This is a genomic window from Bathymodiolus heckerae thiotrophic gill symbiont, assembly GCF_900180345.1.
GTDB lineage: Bacteria > Pseudomonadota > Gammaproteobacteria > PS1 > Pseudothioglobaceae > Thiodubiliella.
On the sequence record NZ_FXLV01000001.1, the window covers coordinates 46,686 to 68,388 of the forward strand.

Genomic DNA, 21,703 nt, shown 5'->3' on the forward strand with positions numbered 1-21,703 from the left:
AAATACGACTTTAGAACAGTGAAAGTGCCAACTGCATCCAAAAATCTGGGAACAATCCTACCACCAGAATCAACACAGCATTAATAGAGACAACCAGCTGTATATCTATTGGCGCTGGAATACTTTCTTGCGCTTCATCACCGTCTTCAAAATACATTGATTTGATAATTTGTAAATAGTAATAAGCACTGATCACAGCAAACACAACGACAATAATTGCCACAGTTATCATGCCACTAGATATTACCTGCTGCAAGATGAATAGTTTTGCATAAAAGCCGATAAACGGGGGAATGCCCGCCATAGACAGCATAATTATTAACATCATCAAGGCAGACCAAGGCGAGTGAGCGCTTAAGCCCTTGTAATCACTGATTAAATCTGCTTCAAAGCCTTTTTTATTGAGCAAAATAATAACACCGAATGCTGCCAAACTCATCAATACATAAACCAGAATATAAAAGACTGCCGCACCATAACCCGTAATCACACCTGTAGCAAAACCCAATAAAACAAAACCAATATGAGAGATGGTCGAATACGCCAACAGTCGCTTGATATTAGTTTGCAGCAGCGCCACAATTGAACCCAGTACAATAGACAATATTGCCAATACCGTAAATAAATCTGACCAATAAGGCTGCATTGCACCCAAACCATCAATCAACAAACGCACCAACATAGCCACCGCAGCAATCTTTGGCACAGTAGAAATAAACATAGTTACTGAAGTGGGTGCACCTTGGTAGACATCTGGCACCCACATATGGAATGGCACTGCGCCAAGTTTAAAGGCAATACCAATCACCAAAAACACCAAGCCAAAATTAATAATCAAGACTTCTCTCGAGGCTAGCGTTGCACTGTTAGCAAATACAGCAATTTCACTAATATTAAGACTACCACTAATGCCATAAATCATGCTCATACCATACAGCAACAAACCCGATGCGATTGCACCCAGTACAAAGTATTTAAGCGCCGCCTCAACTGCTCCTGCTCTATTGCGAGCAATGGCAATCAAAGTGTAAAGAGACAAGGATAAGATTTCCAAACCCAAGTACAGGGTTAGCAAACTATGACCTGATACCATTACCATCATGCCCAATATTGACAACATTACTAAAACAAAATACTCGCCTCTGAATAAAGAATGTTGCAATAAATAATGGCGTGAATACACCATTGCCACCATGGCTGCTACCATCATAAAGACTTTAAACACCGATGCCATGTCGTCTAATATAAATGAATTGCCTAGAATAATTGTCTCTGGCTCTCCAATCAAGTTAAACGCTAATACGCCCGTTGTTAACAAACTCAACTGTGTCAGGTAATAAGTTACTTGTTTAAACGGCTTGGTTAAGAACAAATCTAATAATAAGACAACAACAATAGCACTTAATAAAAAGATTTCTGGCAAAGCTGCCATCAGCGAAGTGGTATCAAATAAGGGTGTATTTATCATAATTTTGAGCTTAACGCTTGATTAAGTAAGTGGTCAATTGAACTGTGCATCACTTCAATCAATGGTTGTGGGTATAGACCTACAATCAGCACAGCCAGCGCCAAGATTGCTAAAATTGAGAATTCACGGCCATTAATGTCATTCAATGTTGCTACTGCTGGATTGGTAATCTTTCCCCAAAACACTCGTTTTACCATCCATAAGGTATAAGCCGCACCGACAATCAGCGTAGTTGCCGCTAACACTGCGTACCAAATATTGGCTTGTACAGCACCTAAAATCACCATAAATTCGCCCACAAAACCTGAAGTACCTGGCAAGCCTGCGTTTGCCATTGCAAACAGCACCGCAAAGCCTGTGAATTTTGGCATAGAATTAATCACGCCGCCATAAGTTGAAATCTCTCTTGAATGCAGGCGGTCATATAGCACACCGACCACCAAGAACATCGCAGCCGAGATAAAGCCATGTGAAATCATCTGCACCATTGCACCCTCAAGGCCCAATAATGCACCTTCTGCGCTACCGGGCTTATAAGCTAAAAACAAGGCAAACACACCCAATGTTACAAAACCCATGTGTGAGATTGATGAATAAGCAATCAGTTTTTTCATATCTCTTTGCACCAAAGCCACAAAACCAATATAAACAATAGCAATCAACGACAAAGCAATTACTACATCTGAAAATTGTAAAGACGCATCAGGTGTGATTGGCAAAGAGAAACGGAAGAAGCCATAACCACCCATTTTCAACATAATCGCCGCCAGAATTACCGACCCCCCAGTTGGCGCTTGCACATGCGCATCAGGCAGCCAAGTATGCACAGGAAACATTGGCACTTTAACTGCAAATGCCATAAAGAATGCCCAAAAAATCCACGCCTGTTCTGTTGCACTTAAACTAAGATTATGCATATCTAAAATTGAAAACGAGCCGCCTTTGTTATACATATAAATTAAAGACACCAGCATAAACACCGAGCCCAAAAAAGTATATAAGAAGAATTTAATCGCTGCATAAACACGATTGTCGCCACCCCAAATACCCACAATCAACAACATTGGAATCAACGATGCCTCCCAAAAAGCATAGAACAAAATAGCATCAAGCGATGAAAACACACCAATAATCAAGCCTTCCATCATCAAAAATGCCGCCATATAATGCGCTGGTCGTTTTTGAATCACTTCCCAGCCTGCGGCAATGACTAAGATAGTTGAAAAAGTTGTTAAAATAATCAGTGGCATAGAAATACCATCAATCCCTAAATGGTAGTGAATGTTAAATTGTGTAATCCAAGCGCTCTTTTCAACAAACTGCATTAAATGTGTCGATGAATCAAACCCCGCCCACAGGCTCAACGACATTACAAATACCAAAATTGAAATGACCAGACTTACCCAACGAGCCGTACTCGCTCGCTCATTACCCAACAAGATAACCAACCCGCCACCTATAATCGGCAACCAAATCAACAAACTAAGTAAAGTGTTTTCCATAATTAAATCACCAGTAATGGCTTGTCACCCATAAACAGCGTCCAAGTTAAAATAATTAATAAACTAAAAATCATAAAGAAGGCATAATGATAAACATAACCTGTTTGAATTGGACGCACCATAGAGCCAATAAAACCAATAAATCTAGCGCTGCCATTCACTATCATCGAATCAATCACCATAGAATCGGAAACCTTCCATAAAACATTACCCAGCTTCTTAACTCCATTTACAAAGACAATCTCGTTAAAACGGTCAAAACCATATAAAGATTGCAACACATAATCAACAACGGAGAATTTTTTCTGCACCCAATCTGCCCACTTAGTTCGATAAATTGAGAACACCCAAGCAACTACAATACCACCAACCATCATCCAAAATGGTAAAGTTTGCACAGCGTGAGAAATCATCTCCGCTGCCCCATGAAACTCACCACTCAATTCAGCCATCGATAAATGCCTTGAGGCAACACTAATAGCATTGTCCAACCAACCTGCAAACAGCATTGGCTCAATCGTAAAATAACCAATAATCGCCGAAGGAATGGCCAGCATTATTAACGGAAAAGTAATTGATGCTGGCGACTCGTGTAAGTGTTGTTCAGTGTGATGATCAACACGCGATTCTCCATGAAACACCAAGAAAAACATTCTAAATGAATAAAATGCAGTAATAAAAACACCCGCAACCACGGCATAATAAACCCAGTCAGCATACGGTAATTGCGAGAAATGCACCGCTTCAATAATCATATCTTTCGAATAAAAGCCTGCAAAACCTGGGAAACCAATAAGTGCCAGCGTGCCAATCAAGCCTGTCCAGTAAGTAATAGGCATTTTCTTACGCAAACCACCCATTTTACGAATATCTTGCTCGTGGTGCATAGCAACAATTACCGAACCTGCACCCAAGAATAATAACGCCTTAAAAAATGCATGTGTCATAAGATGAAAAATTGCCACCGAATAAGCACTTACACCTAAGGCGACCGTCATATAGCCCAGCTGTGACAAGGTCGAATACGCCACCACTTTCTTAATATCATTTTGCACAATACCAAGCAAACCCATAAATAAGGCGGTAATCGCACCCACAACCATAACCACAGTGAGTGCCACATCGCTCATTTCAAACATCGGCGACATACGCGATACCATAAAAATACCCGCTGTTACCATAGTGGCAGCGTGAATCAGTGCTGAAATTGGTGTTGGGCCTTCCATTGAACCTGGCAACCAAACATGAAGTGGTACTTGCGCTGATTTACCCATCGCACCAACAAACAACAACAAACAAATCACGGTAATTAAATCCATACCCCAGAGTGTTTGATTAACTGTGTTATCAAGGCTGGCAAACACTTCCATATAGTCAAGCGAGCCACTAAATGCCAATACTAAACCAATGCCCAATAAAAAACCAAAATCGCCAACACGATTAACTAAAAAGGCCTTTAAATTCGCCTCAACAGCACTTTCTTTGTGATGCCAAAAACCAATCAATAAATAAGAAACCAATCCCACTGCCTCCCAGCCAAAGAACAACTGCATAAAGTTATTACTCATTACTAGCATAAACATTGAGAAAGTAAACAGAGAAATATAACTAAAAAACTTGGTGTAATCCTTATCATCATGCATATAGCCAATGGTGTAAATATGCACCATTAACGACACAAACGACACCACCACCAACATCACAGAGGTTAGGTTATCAACTAAAAACCCAACACTCACATTCAGATTACCAATTTGCATCCAAGTATAAAGGTTTTGATTAAAAACTTCGCCCCGCTCCAACACATGATGATTAAAAACCATGAGCGCAAGCACCGTAGAAACCAACACCCCTAAAATGGTAATGGTGTGTGTGGCAGAACGACCCAATACACGCCCAAAAAAACCAGCAATAATAGCGCCTATTAAAGGAGAAAGTGCAATTGTTAAATAAAAATTTTCCATAGTTTATCTCTTTTATTAACCCTTCAAACTGTTAGTAACATCAACATTAATAGAGCCTTTATTTCTAAACAATAAAGTTAGAATTGCCAGCCCAATAGCCACTTCTGCTGCTGCCACTGTCAAAATAAAGAAAACAAAAATTTGCCCCGCTTCATTGCCTAAAAAGTGCGAGAAGGCAATAAAATTAGTATTCACTGCCACTAAAATTAACTCAACACACATCAGTAAAGTAATAATATTGGTTCGATTAACAAAAATACCCACCAAGCCAATACAAAAAATAATGGCACTTAGAATTAAATAATCACTCAAACTAACCATTATTTTCCCTCCTTATTCGGCGTGGTAATTGAAACCAAGTACACTCTGTCTTTGGCTTTAACACTAACCTGCTCTGCAATATTTTGAGTCTTACGATTGCCTTCGTTTCTATGCACCAAGGTAATTGCTGCAATAATCGCAATTAACAACAATACCGCTGCCAATTCAAATGGATACACATAATCAGTGTAAAGTTGTAATGCCAAAACGGTAATATTGCTGTAATCTGCTGCGTGCCTCGCCGGTGCTGCCATCATCTCTAAACCAAACTGATTGTTACCTAATACCAGCGCCATTTCAGCGGCAATAATGGCTGCCACAATCAAACCCAGTGGCAAATAACTCGCAAATTTCGCACGCAGACTAGATTTATCAATATTAAGCATCTTAATGACAAATAGGAACAACACCATTACTGCACCGACATACACCAAAATCAAGGTAATCGCTAAAAACTCTGCCTCAAGTAAAATCCAAATACTCGCCGCAGAAAAGAAAGCCAAAATTAAAAACAATACGGCTTTTGCTGCATTGCGTGAAAAAATCATCGCCAATGAGGCAGCAATAAACCAAAATGAGAAAACATAAAATAATATTTGATCAAAGCTCATAATTTTTACCTATATTTTTAGCAAGGTTGGTTAGTATCTGCAAATAACCCTCAAGTTGAGCATAGATTTTATCTGCCAAATCTTCATTATAGGTGTGCGTGGTTAGATTGCGATTTTGCACCATATCGGCAAACATTTCTTCCTCTTCTATCAAGCCTAATTTAAACGCTTGTTTAAAACAATTTTTTGGCGAATTACAAACCTCTAATCCTTCATTTTTTAACTGTTCTTGTATTGATTTCCATGACAATTCGTAACAAATTTCATAACGCTTAATCGCACTATCCCACACAATATCGGTTTTATTTTCCAACAAAACCTCTTGCAGTTTACTTGTCGATTGTCTAAAATTTTTGTATCTTATTGTGTTCATAATAGAATCGAACTGTGGTTAATTTGTTTTTTCAGTTCGGCACTAGCATCATTAATATCAAGTAAATCGACGCTATATAAAGTAGGCATATTGTCAATAAAATTTTGAAATTTTCGCATTTTGTTGCCGTCTAATTCTTGTGTGTGTTGAATGGCCAAATCGATATCCGAATATTGGCTGGCAGTATTATTTGCCCTCGAACCAAACAACAACAAAGATACATTGACATCAAAAATCTGATGAAATTCGCTTGCAATAGTACGAATAATATTATCTACTCTATTCATCGGTATTTCGCATCTTCTAATTTGGTCTCGTTAATCATTTGTTCGTTGTTATCGCCGACCTCTAATAGGTGCGCCTTGTCAATAATACTGCCTTCTCTAGAATCAACAAAAGCATAATCAAAAATTTGCGTTTCTACAATTGCATCAACAGGACAAGCTTCTTCACAAAAACCACAAAAAATACACTTGAATAAGTCAATGTCGTATTGCGTGGTGCGTCTAGTACCATCATCACGCATTTCAGATTCAATGGTAATGGCATTTGCTGGACAAACCGCTTCACACAATTTACAAGCAATACACCGCTCTTCACCATTTGGGTAACGACGCAAAGCGTGTAAGCCCCTAAACCTAGGTGAAATCGGCGTTCTCTCCTCAGGAAATTGAACAGTAATTTTTTTGTTAATCAGTTCTTTGGCTGTGATTTTTAGCCCGCCACGAAGCTCACTTAAGCTAAAGTCTTTTATTAATTTTTTAATATTATTAATCATAAAATTACTCAGATGAATTAAAACCAAGGGCCTATTTTAAGTTGCGTCATCAATGCTACCACAAAAATCCAAACAATCGTCCATGGTAAAAACACCTTCCAAGACAAGCGCATAATTTGGTCATAACGAAAACGCGGAAAAGTCGCACGAATCCACAAATATAAAAACATAAAGAAAGTAGATTTTGCCAATAACCAAATAATGCCCGGCACCCAAGCAAAACCTGCCTCTAAATACGCAATACCTTCAAACGGAGAATGCCAACCACCGAAAAACAATATCACTGCCAACACTGCCATAAAAATCATATTGGCATATTCTGCTAAGAAGAAAACTGCAAAAGTCATACCCGAATATTCAACATGAGTGCCGCCGACAATCTCAGATTCCCCTTCCACCACATCAAATGGCGCACGGTTAGTTTCTACCAAAGCCGAGATAAAAAAGATAATCATCATTGGGAACAAAGGAATCCAATACCAATTTAAAATACTGCCTTTTTGTGCCATCACTATATCGTTCAGATTGACACTACCTGCAATCATTACCACAGTTACCAACGCAAAACCAATCACAATTTCGTAAGAAACCAACAGCGATGCACTTCGCAATGCACCTAGCAATGGATACTTAGAATTTGATGCCCAACCCGCTAGAATAATGCCATAAACACCCACCGAACCAATCGCTAATACATACAATAAGCTAATATCTAAATTGGCGACATACATACCTTCATCAAAGGGAATAACCGCCCAAATAGCGATTGCAGGTGCAATTGCCAAGACTGGTGCTAATAAAAACAGGTAGATATTCGCCTTACTTGGGAAAATTATTTCCTTGGTCATTAGTTTTAAAGCGTCTGCAATAGGTTGCAACCAGCCTTTTGGCCCAACACGATTCGGCCCGACACGCAGTTGCATATAGCCAATCACTTTACGCTCAGCATAAGTGAAGTAAGCCACAACCAACATCAGCGGCATCACTAAAGCAATGGCTTTAATTAAGATAATCACAATAGTGGCAATTGCCCCATCAAACCAAGGTATTAACGCATGTATCCACTGCCAAAATGCAATCATAACTCACCTCTAATTGGCTTATTTGTATTCACAAAAACGCAATTATTGGCAACTGATTCACGGATTGAAACTGGCACACCTAGATAGTTGTCATTTTCAGCAACTTCCAATTTCTTAGCCGTGGCTTTGTTCATCGACGCACTATGCATTTGACCGATTTTAGTGGCTTGCAAGGCGCTGGCATGCCTAGATAAAGCATCAACCGCATAAGGTGATTTTTGCCAAATCACATTCACACTGCGTTTAACCTTAATGTCAAGCTTCTTATTGCTAACATTTTGCTTGTGTCCTTGATTAGAAATTTCACTGGTAACTTGCATAGAATTGGCAAAGTGAAAGCCTGGTAATTGTAATAAATCTGCCAATACTTTTAGCACTTTCCATGCTGGCTTAACATCGCTTGGCGCACTGACAGACGCACAGAATGACTGCACTTTGCCCTCAATATTAATATGTGAGCCTGAGGTTTCATAAAAACTTGCGATTGGCAACATCACATCTGAATATTGCGCAACCGCCTCATCTTTAAAACTGTTCATGGAAATAACAAAGGCATCTTTCTTACTTAATGCTTTAATCGCTTGGGCAGGATGATGAAAATCGAAGTGCGGATAAACATCTAGCAGAATGTAAGCCTTTAAGCCTGTTGCCAACATTGCATTTGCATCCAGCCCTTTTTTTCCAGGAACAAATTCTGTCAAATCACCTGCCATTGAATTCGCCGTTGCACTAATATTCAGTGTTGTAGAATTGGTTTGCTGAGCAATCTCGTTAATCAATTGCGCTATGCTTGATGCCTGTGGGTTATTAACCATATGCTCGCCCAAAATAATCACCGAATTATCTGCATCTAGCAATCTATCTGCCAATTGTTTTGCTGTATCGCTCGCCTCAATCTTACTCAGAGCCTCTGGAATCTCAGCATTAGAGGCTTGTAAAATTAACTTTAGCACCTCTGCCAACATGAATGCTATTTGATTTGGTGTAACGATATTTTCGCTGTTTAATTGATAATTAAAATCAAATGCCATGACATTAATCACATCAATACTTGCACCAGATAGCGACGCTTTGCGCAAACGATGGTTAATCATTGGTTGCTCTAATCTTGGATTAGAGCCAATAATCAACACATGATCAACGCCCTCTAATCCTGCTAATTTAATATTGGATTCTAATGTAACTGTATTTTCTAAATCCTTGATATTGAGACGGTAATCAATATTTTCAGAACCTACTTCTCTTAATAATTTTTGCAATAAATGGAATTCTTCAAGTGTCGCAGTATTTGAGGCTAATGCGCCTAATTTATTAGCCTCTCCTGTGTTTAATACCTTGTCAGTCAGGCCGCGCATAGCAAATTCAAGCGCCTCATCCCAGCTAACTTCCCGCCATTCACCTTTCACTTTGATTTGCGGGCTAAGCAATCTATTCTCATGTGCCAAACCCTCATAAGAAAAACGGTCTCTATCAGAAATCCAAGTCTCATTAACGCTGTCATTGTCTTTGGCAACAATACGCTTAACCCTACCTTTGTAGGTTTGCGTAACAATATTGGAGCCAGTCAAATCGTGTCTAGCAATATTGGAAACAGAATTCATCTGCCATGTCCTTAATTCATAACGAAATGGCTTGGAAGTCAACGCGCCCACTGGGCAAACATCAATCATATTACCCGAAAGTTCTGATTGAATACCCTCAGCTAAAAACGGCTCAATCTTCAAGTCTTCGCCGCGACCAGTGCCACCCATTTCCATAATGCCACCAATCTCAGCGCCAAAACGCACACAACGAGTGCAGTGAATGCAACGGGTCATATCGGTTTGAATCAATGGACCAATATCGCCATCCACAACCACTCGCTTACCTTCGCTAAATCGTGAAACATCCGAGCCATAGTCCATTGCCACATCTTGCAATTCACACTCACCACCTTGATCGCAAATCGGACAATCTAAGGGGTGGTTAATAAGTAAAAATTCCATCACTGCTTTTTGTGAGGCCTTAACTTTTTCATTATTGGTGTGCACTTTCATACCTTCATTAATCGGCGTAGAGCACGCAGGTTGTGGTTTTGGTGCGCCCTCCACATCCACTAAGCACATACGGCAATTTGCCGCTACTGATAGTTTTTTGTGATAACAAAACCTAGGTACACTGATGCCTTCTCTGTCAGTAACAGCAATGAGCATCTCACCCGCTTTGGCACTTACTAAATTTCCGTCAATTTCAATTTCAATATCAGCCATTATCCTTTCACCATTGACTTGCCGTGTTTAATATAATATTCAAACTCTGGTCTAAAATTTCTTAAAAAACTCTCCACTGGCATGGCAGCCGCATCGCCCAGTGCACAGATGGTATTGCCCATAATTTTGTCACTCACTCCCAGCAATAAATCAATATCATCTGCTTTACCATCGCCGTCCATAATGCGTTTTAACACACGATATAACCAGCCTGTGCCTTCACGACACGGCGTGCATTGCCCACAAGATTCATCATAATAGAAATGCGCTAGACGGGTTAAGGTTGCAACCATACAAGTTGAATCGTCCATTACAATTACCGAGCCTGCACCAAGCATTGAGCCTGCTTTTTCAATGCCGTCGTAGTCCATAGTCATTTCCATTGCTACTTCTGCTGTTAGTACTGGGGTTGATGATCCGCCTGGAATCACGGCCTTTAGTTTTCTGCCTTTTTTAATACCACCAGCCATCTCTAATAAATCTTTGAACGGTATGCCCATTGGCACTTCAAAATTAGATGGCTTTTGCACATGACCCGTTACTGAAAATAATTTACAACCGCCAGAATTTTCTACACCAATATCAGCAAACCATTGCCCGCCTTGGGATAGGATTTCAGGTACAGAAGCAAAACTTTCGGTGTTATTAATGGTAGTTGGCTGACCAAATAAACCCACATTTGCAGGGAACGGCGGCTTAAATCTTGGTTGCCCTTTTTTGCCCTCAATAGACTCTAAAAGAGCTGTTTCTTCGCCGCAAATATAAGCACCTGCCCCTAAATGAGTGTGTAAATCAAAGCTCACACCGCTGGCGCCAATGTTTTTTCCCAATAAGCCTGCTTTGTAAACTTCTTTTAATGCACCTTCAAAACGCTTGAACGGCTCCATAAATTCGCCACGGATATAGTTATAACCCACGCTGGCATTCATTACAAAGCCACCAATCGCCATACCTTCAATCACGGCATGGGGGTTATATCTAAGAATGTCTCTGTCTTTGCAAGTGCCTGGCTCGCCTTCGTCTGAGTTGCAAACTACATATTTTTGCATACTAGCATTGCGTGGCATAAAACTCCACTTAAGCCCAGTGGGAAAGCCTGCACCGCCACGACCACGCAGGCCTGAGGCTTTTAATTCATCAATGATTTCTTCAGGTGTAAGCTCGCCTTTTAGGATTTTGCGCCAAATGCTATAACCGCCACTTTGCTCATACACCTTAAGCGAGTAGCATTTTTTCTTATCTAAGTTTTTAAAACAAACTTCATTCATTTTAAATTATCCACAATTTCATCAATTTTTTGCTTGGTTAGGTTTTCATAATACTGTTCACCAATTTGAAACATTGGCGCACCAACACAAGCGCCTAAGCACTCAACTTTTTTCACATTGACTAATCCATTTTTTGTTACTTTACCTGTTTTAACGCCGAGTTTCTTTTCTAAATATTTAACCAAATCATCAGCACCGTTGAGCATACAAGAAATATTGTGGCAAATGCGAATGGTGTGTTTTCCTACTGATTTATGATTATAGTTTTCATAAAATGTTGCCACCTCTTGAGCGGCAATACTAGGCATATCTAAATAATCGGCCACCGCTTGAATGATGTCAGCACTCAGTCTGTTTTCATTTTCTGCCTGTACAATCTTCAACGCCTCCATCACCGCAGAGCTTTGGCGTCCTATTGGGTATTTTGCTACCCAAACATCAATTTGTTTTTTTGCTTGATTAGAAATCATAACACCAAACCCCTCATTTTTATAGAAGCCAATATTTTTTCCTTATGCAAAGCAAATATAGGCACGAATGAAGGAGCATAGTTTTTACTATGTGACCGAATGAGTGGCAAGTTTAACGCAGCAAAAGGGAAAATAAAGCCCCTTACAGAAACGAGTATTTTTTCCTTATGCAAGGCAAATGCAGACACGAATGAGGGAGTATAGTTTTTACTATGTGACCGAATGAGTGGCAAGTTTAACGCAGCAAAAGGGAAAAAGACGAAGTTTCTCATCGGTCTATCTCTCCGAAAACTATATCCTGCGTGCCGATAATAGTTACTACATCTGAAAGCATATGCCCTTTTGCCATCTCATCCATTGCTGCTAAATGGGCAAAACCTGGCGCTCTAATTTTTACTCTATAAGGCTTATTTGCGCCATCGGAAATTAAATAAATACCAAACTCCCCTTTAGGATGCTCAATAGCAGAATAAACTTCACCTTCTGGCAGGCAATAGCCTTCAGTAAACAGTTTAAAATGATGAATAAGTGATTCCATATCGTCTTTCATGGCTTCACGATTTGGCGGTGCGACTTTGTGGTCGTTGCTCATCACTGAGCCTGGATTAAGCCTTAGCCAATCTATACACTGTTTGATGATATGATTAGACTGGCGCATCTCTTCCATACGCACCAAATAGCGGTCGTAACTATCACCTGTCACGCCTACGGGAATGTCAAATTCTAATTTATCGTAAACTGCATACGGCTGATTTTTTCGCAAATCCCATGCCACGCCAGAGCCACGCAACATGGGGCCTGTAAAGCCTAATTGTTTAGCGCGATTGGCAGAAACAATGCCAATATTCACCAAACGCTGTTTCCAAATACGGTTGTCTGTTAATAAATCATCATATTGTTTGATGCTTTTTGGGAATTCTTTGACAAAATCATCAATAAAATCCAATAACGAGCCTTGACGATTTTTGTTCATTACCTCTAATTCTTTAGGCTTACGGAAATCGTTTTTTAAATATTGCGGCATTTTCTCGGGCAAATCACGATACACGCCGCCTGGGCGATAATAAGTCGCATGCATTCGTGAGCCTGATACCGCTTCATAGCAATCAATTAATTTTTCTCGTTCACGAAAAGCGTACAAGAAAATACTCATGGCACCTACATCAAGCCCGTGCGTACCTAGCCACATTAGGTGGTTAAGAATGCGGGTAATTTCATCAAACATCACCCGAATGTATTGTGCCCGCTGTGGTACTTCCAGCTCAAGCATGGTTTCAATGGCCCGCACATAGGCATGCTCGTTGCACATCATTGAGACATAATCAAGCCTGTCCATATAGCCAATAGACTGGTTGTAAGGCTTAGATTCAGCAAGTTTTTCAGTGCCACGATGAAGTAGCCCGATATGTGGGTCGGCGCGTTCGATCACCTCGCCATCAATTTCCAAGATAAGACGCAAAACGCCGTGTGCCGCAGGATGCTGTGGACCAAAGTTAAGTGTATAGTTACGGATTTCAGCCATTTTATAAAACCTTATTTCCTGATTACTCTAGGTACATTAATATTCGGCTCGATACTCACTGGCTCATATACCACACGACCCAATTTTTCATCATAACGCATCTCAACTTCGCCAATCATGGGAAAATCCTTGCGCAATGGATGCCCAACAAAGCCATAATCAGTCAAAATACGACGCAAGTCTGTATGATTTTCAAACAAAATACCCATCAAATCAAACGCCTCTCGTTCATACCAATCTGCTACTGCCCAAACGCCTGTTACTGTTTTAATCATGGGTTGTGCTTCATCGACAAACGCTTTTACTCGAAGTCGGTGATTCTTACGCACTGAAAGCAAATGATAGACTGTAGCAAAGCGCTTATCATGCCTGTCTTCATCGATCTGCGCTTCGCGTGCTCTGCCAAAACCTGAAGAACTGGCGTTGGCATCCCAATCAGACTGACCATAAGTCAAATAATCTACGCCACACAAATCAATCAAAGTATCAAAGAAGAAAACATCTCTGAGTTTTAAACACGATTTAATAATATCAGCGGCATCAACCGTTAAAGTTAATTCGCCAAATGCTTCAACAACTTTGTCTTTGCCAAATTCTTCCACTAATTGTGTTTTTAAGTCTTGCATTTATGTCCTTGCAATGGTGTTAGTGCGTTTGATTTTTTCTTGTAATTGTAAAATACCATACAACAATGCTTCTGCCGTTGGCGGGCAACCGGGTACATACACATCTACTGGCACAATACGATCGCAACCTCTAACGACTGCGTAAGAATAATGATAATAGCCTCCGCCATTCGCACACGACCCCATAGAAATCACCCATCTTGGCTCAGGCATTTGGTCATAAACTTTGCGCAAAGCAGGTGCCATTTTGTTAGTCAGCGTACCAGCCACAATCATCAGATCTGACTGGCGTGGCGTAGGTCTAAAAACAACGCCAAAACGGTCAAGGTCATAACGCGAAGAACCCGCCTCCATCATCTCTACCGCACAACACGCCAAACCAAAAGTCATCGGCCATAACGAACCCGTTCTCGCCCAATTAATGACTTTGTCAAGCGAAGTGGTTACAAACCCTTCTTTCATTAAGCCTTCAATTGCCACACAAACCTCTTGTCAAATAAGCGAGTATTTTTTCTTTTAGCAAGACAGAGTTTATTCCCATTCCAGCGCTCCCTTCTTCCATTCGAAAATAAAACCCACTACCAATAAAAATAAAAAGATACTAATAGCCACAAAACCAAACCAGCCAAGTTGCGACTGAACCACTGCCCATGGAAAGACGAAGGCGACCTCTAAATCAAACAAAATAAACAAAATTGCTACTAAATAATACCGCACATTAAAATACATACGAGAATCGTCAAACGCAGGAAAACCACACTCAAACTGAGAATTTTTCTCTTCATCTGGTTTGCTTGGTCCTAACAAATAGCCGATTAACATTGGACCAATGCCAAATGCAATCCCTAAAAAAATAAAAACCATAATGGGTAAATAATTTTCTAACACTTTGTCTCTCTTATTGACAGAAGTAAAACATTATAGCCAATTTATTGGAGATTTTTTCGTAATTATGGTGTATTTCTGTTTTAGCTCGCTTAACACATCAGGGTGACTAATTTAATTAATGCTTGCCTTATTCGACTTGTGTGCCACCAATGGTGAGTTCATCGATTTTAAGGCTTGGCTGACCCACGCCTACTGGTACACTTTGCCCGTCTTTGCCACAGACACCAACGCCACCATCGAGTTTCAGGTCGTTGGCAACCATGGAGATTTTTTTAAGGACTTCGTCGCCAGCGCCGATGAGCGTTGCGCCTTTGACGGGGTGAGTAATTTTGCCGTTTTTGATGAAATAGGCTTCGTTGGTAGAGAAGACGAACTTGCCCGAGGTGATGTCCACTTGCCCGCCATCAAAGTTTACGGCGTAAATACCTTCATCAACTGAAGCGATCATCTCCTCTAAAGTGTCCTCTCCGTTAAGCATATAAGTGTTGGTCATTCTAGGCATGGGAATGTGGGCATAAGATTCGCGTCGCCCATTGCCAGTGAGGGGTTTTCCCATTAATTTTGCATTCATTTTGTCGAATAGATAGCCCTTTAGAATGCCATTTTCAATCAAGGTGGTGTTTTGTGTTGGCGTGCCTTCATCGTCAATAGTGAGTGAGCCACGGCGATTGGCCAAGGTACCGTTATCCACAATAGTGCATTTTTCACTTGCCACTTGTTCGCCAATTTTGCCGGTAAAAACTGAAGTGCCTTTACGATTAAAGTCCCCTTCCAACCCATGACCAATCGCCTCGTGTAATAATACACCTGGCCAGCCTGAGCCTAATATCACGGGCAGTTTGCCAGCAGGAGCTTCTTGCGCCTCAAGTGCGACCAAGGCTTGGCGAATTGCCTCGTGAGTGTAGATTTCATCTAAATTATGGTCAATAAAATAACGATAATCATAACGACCACCACCGCCGCTTGAAGCTTGCTCAATTCGGCCGTTATGTTCCACAATCACACTGACGCTGACACGCACCATTGGGCGATAATCTTTTTGATAAACGCCGTCCGTTGAGGCAATCAATACTTCGGTATAAGCGCCTGACAATGAAGCACTGACTTGTTTCACTTTTGGCTCTTTTCTGGCAATAGCGTCAATTCTTTTTAATAAATCAACTTTTTCTACTGAGGTTAAGCTACCTAGAGGACTAAGTCCGCTGTATTTAGCCACTTGAGGTATGAATTGAAACGGCATAATGGTTTGTGATGTTTGATGTTTAGAAATGCCTTTGGCAAAATTAATGGCCTTTTCAATAGCGTCTATATTCAAATCATCTGAATACGCAAAGCCTGTTTGTTCGCCTTTAATCGCACGCGTGCCGACACCATGGCTGATATTATAGGCACCTGATTTGACAATTTTCTCTTCTAAAAACCAAGATTCAGCAACAGAATGCTGGAAATACAAATCGGCATAATCAGTGCCTTTGACAAATAAATCTGAGAGCAGATTTTCAATTTTTCCTTGATTTAAATGATGCTGGCTTAACAATTGTTCAATCATATTTGTATTGTAAGGGGTTCAACCTCTTACATCCTTATTGTATTTTCTTAATAACAGGGTTGCTCCATGGACCTGTGATTTTATATTCAAACTCTGCTACTCCATCAACAAATTTGTTGATTATTTTACCATCAAATAGTGCCTCGTCCACCAGCCACACACCCAACCCAACCAGTCCACCACCTGCAAGATAGGTCGCTATAGGTACTGCATCACCAATGGCAGGCGTTACTTTTGCCACCAAATCATATTGCTTATCAACAATATTACTTTGCCCGCTTAGCGTAATGCTGCTTGATGAAGCTTCAAGATTAAAATATTCAATCTTAGCTTTCGCATCTTGTAGATGGATTTTCGTGGTTATATTGTCATAAGTAAAGCCTTTATTGGTCACATCAGAGAGATTTAGTTTCAGGCGTTTGGCAATTGATTTGATGTTTAACAGTGATAGAATACGCCCAATATTAGGGTCTTTATCGGTAAACACACCTTCTTTCACATTCATAGTAATATGGCCAGTGATATATTGATAATTCATATTCCACGGGGCACATTCACAAGCAAGGTGCACATCAAAGTCAAACTCTCCGCCAGTGACTTTTTCTTTCACTTTTAGTTTTTCCAAGAACTCAGTCAAGCCTTTGTCTTTTGCCTTAGCGTGTAGTCGTGTTTTGCTACCGTCCCAAGCGCCTTGAAAGCTGAGTGCTTTACTGCCAACACCAAATCCTTCAAATTTCAAATCATTAATAACAAGTACATTACCTTTAGAGGTCAATTCAGCACTAAAATTTGGCAAAACATTTTCATTAATATAAATGTCTTTTGTGCTCAAGTGCATACTTGGAAAATCTTGTGGACTGATTTTCCAATCACCTTTAATCGCATCTAAAGTTGTTATTTGCACGCCTAATAATTGGACAATTGGAATGCCATCCTCATTTAGAATAACGGCTATATTGCCCTTAACCGATTCAGATTCAATTCTCGCACGCCAAGATTGATCAAGTTGTTTGGTGATATAAGTCTTAAATTTAGCATTATTGTTTACCAATTCCACGCCAAAAGTACGCTCATCGTCATCGTTTCTATTATTAGGATTGATACGAATATCAAATGGCATACCTCGAATATTGCCCACGCCAGTGGCCGTAATTTCATTATGATGAAACAGCAGCTTTGAGTTATAATCCTCAACCACAACTGCACCCTCTAAAACACTCAAACGATTGTCTTTAAGTGTTAAATCGATATCCAATTTTGACGCTCTTTCATCTAGCGGAATGACCAATTGTATGTTGCCATTAACCTTGCCAGACAAGCTAAATTGATTGAGCGTTTTACTCACCTCTTTACTCAGCGGAGTGTGCTTCAAAAATGCAAGCAAACGCTCGCTTTGAGTATTGATTTTACCCATCACTTCTACTTCTAAATTCTCCTGACTGATGTCCTTAATTTGTACTTTAATCGCATTTAAAGTCATTTCATTGAGTTTGGTGTCATGCACTATTACTTGGATTTTTTTACCATCAGTCTCAAGACTGGCATTGAGTTGTTTAAGCGGCTTCCAACCAGAATTAAACAACAATTCCATCTCTTTTAATTGTGTGCTGAATTGCAATTCAATGGCGTTTGTGGTTGATAAATTTTTCTTAATATGTAGTTTTGAGTGTTGCAATGTGCCTGCAATAAAACCGCGTTTTATCCAAGCATAAGTATCATCGCCCACCCATTGTAGAGGCAGGTATTTAGCAAGATTATTAACCTGCATACGCTCTATGTAACTCTCAAGTTCAACAAAGTCATTGCCCTCTTGATGAGAAAATTTAACCGTACTATTGATTGACAAATCCTTATTACTAATCACTATTGGTAAAATTAAAGAATGTTCGTGTTCGGATTGTATGCGCATCAAAGTAGCAACAATATCTATCTTGCCCAGTTGCGCATCTGATAAGCCAAATCCGAGGGTTTGCCCTGTTATTTTAAGAGAAAGTTGCGCTTTATCGTGTGTGAATAACATCGGCGCAATCTCAAGGTTTAGTCCTCCTTTGATTAAAGTTTTGTTGATACTCAATGACTTGAGAAAATCAAGCGACTCTAAGCCTTGAGGGGAAACTAACTGTCGAATCTTATTAACATCAAGTTGGCTAGTATTTGGATAAAATACCAAAGTATCAATAAAAATTTTGCTTGGACTGTAAATATCATTAATAAGCGAATTTAAACGAATTTTCCATTTCAAATGGTCAATCGTTGCTATTGGTTTGTTTTGCCTATGTGGTGTTTGCTTAGGCGTGTCAATATTCAAGCCGTCTATTTGTAAAAACAAATACCCTTGCTTAAAATCAAAATGCACATCAGACAGCGTGATTTCTAAATCACCAAGTTCAGATAGCTGAGTTGCAATAGGTATTTTGATTAATGAGGGGAATGTAACAAAAAACATCACCACTAAAGCAATAATTAATACCGCAATTGCACTAAACCAAGCGCTTAACTTTAGCACCTTGACACTGTAAGATAATATTTTTTGGGTCATGACAACTTAAGCGACTCTTTTCTGAACATTTCAAGCAAAATCTTATAAAGATTTTGCTTGCGATTATTGAATCTAAATTCACATTCTTTCAAGTGTAAATTAAACATATTTTTATTCATTCCTTTAAATTTTACCAGCCTTGTTTTGGCATAACCCAAAAATGATTCTATGCCGTTAATATGTGCATTACCACGAGCAAATTCATTCTTGCTATGATGTACTCTAAAATGCTTCTTATAGCCAAAATCTACTAAACCATTATACCCTCGCCAACCATCAGAATGAATGACGCTTTCAATACTAGTTTTACCCTTGATAATCCTTTGTAGGGTAGTACTTTTGCAGTTTGGAACAATCTCAGTATAAACCTTATCACCTCTTTTTAGCAAGCCAAAAACAATGGTTTCCCCTAAGGCGCCACGGCCGCGTTTTCCGCGGACGCGCCGTGCGCCAAAATAGCTTTCATCGACTCACTAGTGGGGCAGATTGAAGTATGGATAGTTCTACAATTCTAAGCCTAATAGCGGTTAAATATTTGTTGATTGTTTGTCTGCTCAATCCTGTTAATTCCTTGATTTGAACTGCGTTCAAATCAAGAGAAAAATACTTAATTATTTCTCTAAATCTCTTCTCTGAAATACGGGAACGATTTACATACTTGTTTTTTACTTTCATAACGGTACTTTAACATGATTTTAAATATGCTTAAGTTGTCATGACCCTTAATTTACACTAACACTTTGGTTTTGTATAGTATAGAGGTTTTGTGATAAAAAATGGAAATTATACTATTTAAAGTAGCCTGCCCCTATTACTCCTACTTCTGTAGAATGAAACAGAAAAAGTTGCAATAATAGAAAAAATAAAAATACTATTTGATAACACTGGCACTATAAATGTTATCAAAATCAATAATATAAATATTGAAATAAAATCTAAATATGATTTAACCTTACACAACATAGAAAAAATAAATATTATAAAGGCAAAAATAAATTGTATTCTATTTAAAACTATACCAAGTCCTTCTGCATTAGTAATTTTCTCTTTATCGCCCTTTTTATGCCATCTCTTTTCAAATTTATCTATTTCTTTATATAAATCATCCATTTCCATCCTAGTATAGCCTTGTTTGCTTTCTAAATAGAGATGTCGTTGAGTTTTTTCTGGTTGTTTAATTTCTTCAAAAACAGTTGATAAAGAAGTTGTCATGGCAATAAAAAAAGAAACAAATAAAATTATTACCAGTAGCATAAAATTAAAAACAGCTGATTTCATTGCAAATCAATAAGAGGTGCAAAGAAAAGATAGGCAGACACGAAGATCTTTTCCTTTTCCATTAAAATATATAACTTCTGAGGTTCTACCTGTTGGCTCTATGTTGAATCTAGCGGTAGTCGGTACAAATATATCGTTACTATAATATCCGTAAACATTATACTGCCTCTCTTCGTATTGATAATAATAATTTATTTCATAATCTCGGTAACCAGCACTTGGTCTCAACATAGCAGTTATTTTTAACGCTTTTCTGGCATTACTAGGTATTTGATCAAAAGCAATATCTTTCCATTTTCCATTAATTCTTTCTTCTCTAAAACTAGCGTGCTTGTTTTCATACATTGTATGTTTTGAAATAGAGCCGCTATGCATACTCTCATTAAACAAATACCTAAACGCCCCAGTCTGTGCCCCATTAGCAAACTTACCCCCACCGATAACTGAGACTGTACCCCCAACTACCGCATCTGTAATGGTATTGGTGACAAGCTCGCTAGTATTAGCTGCATTACCTGATGAACCAAGGTAAGAACCAACTGAACCTGCTAGGAACCCAGCACCAAAACTACCCCCCATTCTGTCTTGCACGATACCGCCTGCCAAGCCATGGGCAGCCAGGGTTTTCATAGAGCCTGATTCCCAGCCTGGATTGTGCTGCATTTTGCCATCAACGCCCATTTTTTCACCTCGTAATCCACCAATGCCCATAAACAACCCTGCTGCCAGTCCTGCGCCTTGTGCGGCTTTGGCACTGCCTGTTGCGGCGTAGGTTACTGTATAACTCACAGCGTAAGCGATTGCTATTTTTGTTAATAACAGTTCGACACCAATAGCAGCAATCATTGCTTTAGTGGCAACTGCAGAAATCAGACCCAATACAATGCCAAAAAAGTTTCCACTAGGGTCGGTGTATTTTAGTGGGTTGTTTATTACATAACTGTATCTGTTGTAACTTTGTGTATTGTAAGGGTCTTGGATATAGGTATCCGCACTTAAAAACCGTCCAATACTCGGGTCATACACTCTACCATTCATATGAATAAAGCCCATCTCATCAATGTGTTCGTGCCCAGTGAAGCCTCTATTAGTTAAGGCTGGGATGATGGGGAGTAGTGGGTCGCTGGCACGCCAGTCGCCTTGTCTTCTTTCTCCAAATGCATGATAGCTCATACGCTCAACAATATTACCTTGTCCATCGGTGATGGTGTCAAT

At 39.6% G+C, this 21,703-nt stretch carries 20 protein-coding genes and 1 pseudogene; all 21 read right to left on the minus strand.

Annotation, left to right across the window (positions count from 1 at the left end):
• Positions 1 to 10 precede the first annotated feature (10 nt).
• The gene (nuoN, locus tag CRYPD_RS00255) at positions 11 to 1,468 is read right to left on the minus strand and encodes an NADH-quinone oxidoreductase subunit NuoN (RefSeq protein ID WP_138145567.1); all 1,458 of its coding nucleotides are present in this window, start codon (positions 1,466 to 1,468) and stop codon (positions 11 to 13) included.
• Positions 1,465 to 2,970: an NADH-quinone oxidoreductase subunit M gene (locus CRYPD_RS00260; protein WP_138145568.1), complete on the minus strand. Its 1,506-nt coding sequence runs from the start codon at positions 2,968 to 2,970 to the stop codon at positions 1,465 to 1,467. Before CRYPD_RS00260 ends, nuoN begins: the two co-directional genes overlap by 4 nt.
• Positions 2,971 to 2,972: 2 nt before the next feature.
• Positions 2,973 to 4,934 carry an NADH-quinone oxidoreductase subunit L gene (gene nuoL / locus CRYPD_RS00265; protein WP_138145569.1) on the minus strand — a complete coding sequence of 654 codons (1,962 nt, stop codon included), beginning with the start codon at positions 4,932 to 4,934 and terminating at the stop codon, positions 2,973 to 2,975.
• A gap of 15 nt (positions 4,935 to 4,949) precedes the next feature.
• Positions 4,950 to 5,255 carry an NADH-quinone oxidoreductase subunit NuoK gene (nuoK, locus tag CRYPD_RS00270; protein WP_138145570.1) on the minus strand — a complete coding sequence of 102 codons (306 nt, stop codon included), beginning with the start codon at positions 5,253 to 5,255 and terminating at the stop codon, positions 4,950 to 4,952.
• Complete coding sequence (locus CRYPD_RS00275; protein WP_138145571.1) at positions 5,255 to 5,866, minus strand: NADH-quinone oxidoreductase subunit J; 612 nt, start codon at positions 5,864 to 5,866, stop codon at positions 5,255 to 5,257. Before CRYPD_RS00275 ends, nuoK begins: the two co-directional genes overlap by 1 nt.
• Complete coding sequence (locus tag CRYPD_RS00280) at positions 5,856 to 6,239, minus strand: HI0074 family nucleotidyltransferase substrate-binding subunit (RefSeq protein ID WP_138145572.1); 384 nt, start codon at positions 6,237 to 6,239, stop codon at positions 5,856 to 5,858. Before CRYPD_RS00280 ends, CRYPD_RS00275 begins: the two co-directional genes overlap by 11 nt.
• Positions 6,236 to 6,526 carry a nucleotidyltransferase family protein gene (locus CRYPD_RS00285; RefSeq protein ID WP_138145573.1) on the minus strand — a complete coding sequence of 97 codons (291 nt, stop codon included), beginning with the start codon at positions 6,524 to 6,526 and terminating at the stop codon, positions 6,236 to 6,238. The genes CRYPD_RS00280 and CRYPD_RS00285 overlap by 4 nt, the downstream gene beginning before the upstream one ends.
• Positions 6,523 to 7,017, minus strand: coding sequence for an NADH-quinone oxidoreductase subunit NuoI (nuoI, locus tag CRYPD_RS00290; protein WP_138145574.1), 495 nt, complete (start codon positions 7,015 to 7,017; stop codon positions 6,523 to 6,525). The genes CRYPD_RS00285 and nuoI overlap by 4 nt, the downstream gene beginning before the upstream one ends.
• Positions 7,018 to 7,034: 17 nt before the next feature.
• Positions 7,035 to 8,099, minus strand: coding sequence for an NADH-quinone oxidoreductase subunit NuoH (gene nuoH, locus CRYPD_RS00295; protein WP_138145575.1), 1,065 nt, complete (start codon positions 8,097 to 8,099; stop codon positions 7,035 to 7,037).
• Positions 8,096 to 10,348, minus strand: coding sequence for an NADH-quinone oxidoreductase subunit NuoG (gene nuoG, locus CRYPD_RS00300; RefSeq protein WP_138145576.1), 2,253 nt, complete (start codon positions 10,346 to 10,348; stop codon positions 8,096 to 8,098). Before nuoG ends, nuoH begins: the two co-directional genes overlap by 4 nt.
• Positions 10,348 to 11,616, minus strand: a complete 1,269-nt coding sequence (gene nuoF, locus CRYPD_RS00305) for an NADH-quinone oxidoreductase subunit NuoF (protein WP_138145577.1) — start codon at positions 11,614 to 11,616, stop codon at positions 10,348 to 10,350. The genes nuoG and nuoF overlap by 1 nt, the downstream gene beginning before the upstream one ends.
• The gene (nuoE, locus tag CRYPD_RS00310) at positions 11,613 to 12,086 is read right to left on the minus strand and encodes an NADH-quinone oxidoreductase subunit NuoE (protein WP_138145578.1); all 474 of its coding nucleotides are present in this window, start codon (positions 12,084 to 12,086) and stop codon (positions 11,613 to 11,615) included. The genes nuoF and nuoE overlap by 4 nt, the downstream gene beginning before the upstream one ends.
• Positions 12,087 to 12,354: 268 nt before the next feature.
• Positions 12,355 to 13,608: an NADH-quinone oxidoreductase subunit D gene (locus CRYPD_RS00315; protein ID WP_138145579.1), complete on the minus strand. Its 1,254-nt coding sequence runs from the start codon at positions 13,606 to 13,608 to the stop codon at positions 12,355 to 12,357.
• A gap of 11 nt (positions 13,609 to 13,619) precedes the next feature.
• Positions 13,620 to 14,234 (minus strand): NADH-quinone oxidoreductase subunit C, encoded by a 615-nt coding sequence (locus tag CRYPD_RS00320; RefSeq protein ID WP_138145580.1) that lies wholly within the window; start codon positions 14,232 to 14,234, stop codon positions 13,620 to 13,622.
• Positions 14,235 to 14,714, minus strand: coding sequence for a NuoB/complex I 20 kDa subunit family protein (locus CRYPD_RS00325; protein WP_138145581.1), 480 nt, complete (start codon positions 14,712 to 14,714; stop codon positions 14,235 to 14,237).
• Positions 14,715 to 14,765: 51 nt separating this feature from the next.
• Positions 14,766 to 15,122, minus strand: coding sequence for an NADH-quinone oxidoreductase subunit A (gene ndhC, locus CRYPD_RS00330; protein ID WP_138145582.1), 357 nt, complete (start codon positions 15,120 to 15,122; stop codon positions 14,766 to 14,768).
• Positions 15,123 to 15,249: 127 nt separating this feature from the next.
• Complete coding sequence (tldD, locus tag CRYPD_RS00335) at positions 15,250 to 16,671, minus strand: metalloprotease TldD (RefSeq protein ID WP_138145583.1); 1,422 nt, start codon at positions 16,669 to 16,671, stop codon at positions 15,250 to 15,252.
• A 34-nt stretch (positions 16,672 to 16,705) separates the two neighbouring features.
• Positions 16,706 to 19,210 carry a YhdP family protein gene (locus CRYPD_RS00340; protein WP_138145584.1) on the minus strand — a complete coding sequence of 835 codons (2,505 nt, stop codon included), beginning with the start codon at positions 19,208 to 19,210 and terminating at the stop codon, positions 16,706 to 16,708.
• A pseudogene (locus tag CRYPD_RS00345) lies at positions 19,207 to 19,885 on the minus strand (IS1595 family transposase). The gene CRYPD_RS00340 and the pseudogene CRYPD_RS00345 overlap by 4 nt, the downstream one beginning before the upstream one ends.
• A 117-nt stretch (positions 19,886 to 20,002) precedes the next feature.
• Positions 20,003 to 20,488 (minus strand): hypothetical protein, encoded by a 486-nt coding sequence (locus CRYPD_RS00350; protein ID WP_138145585.1) that lies wholly within the window; start codon positions 20,486 to 20,488, stop codon positions 20,003 to 20,005.
• A 6-nt stretch (positions 20,489 to 20,494) separates the two neighbouring features.
• Positions 20,495 to 21,703 (minus strand): RHS repeat domain-containing protein (locus tag CRYPD_RS00355; RefSeq protein WP_138145586.1); only part of this gene is annotated, 1,209 nt, incomplete at its 5' end.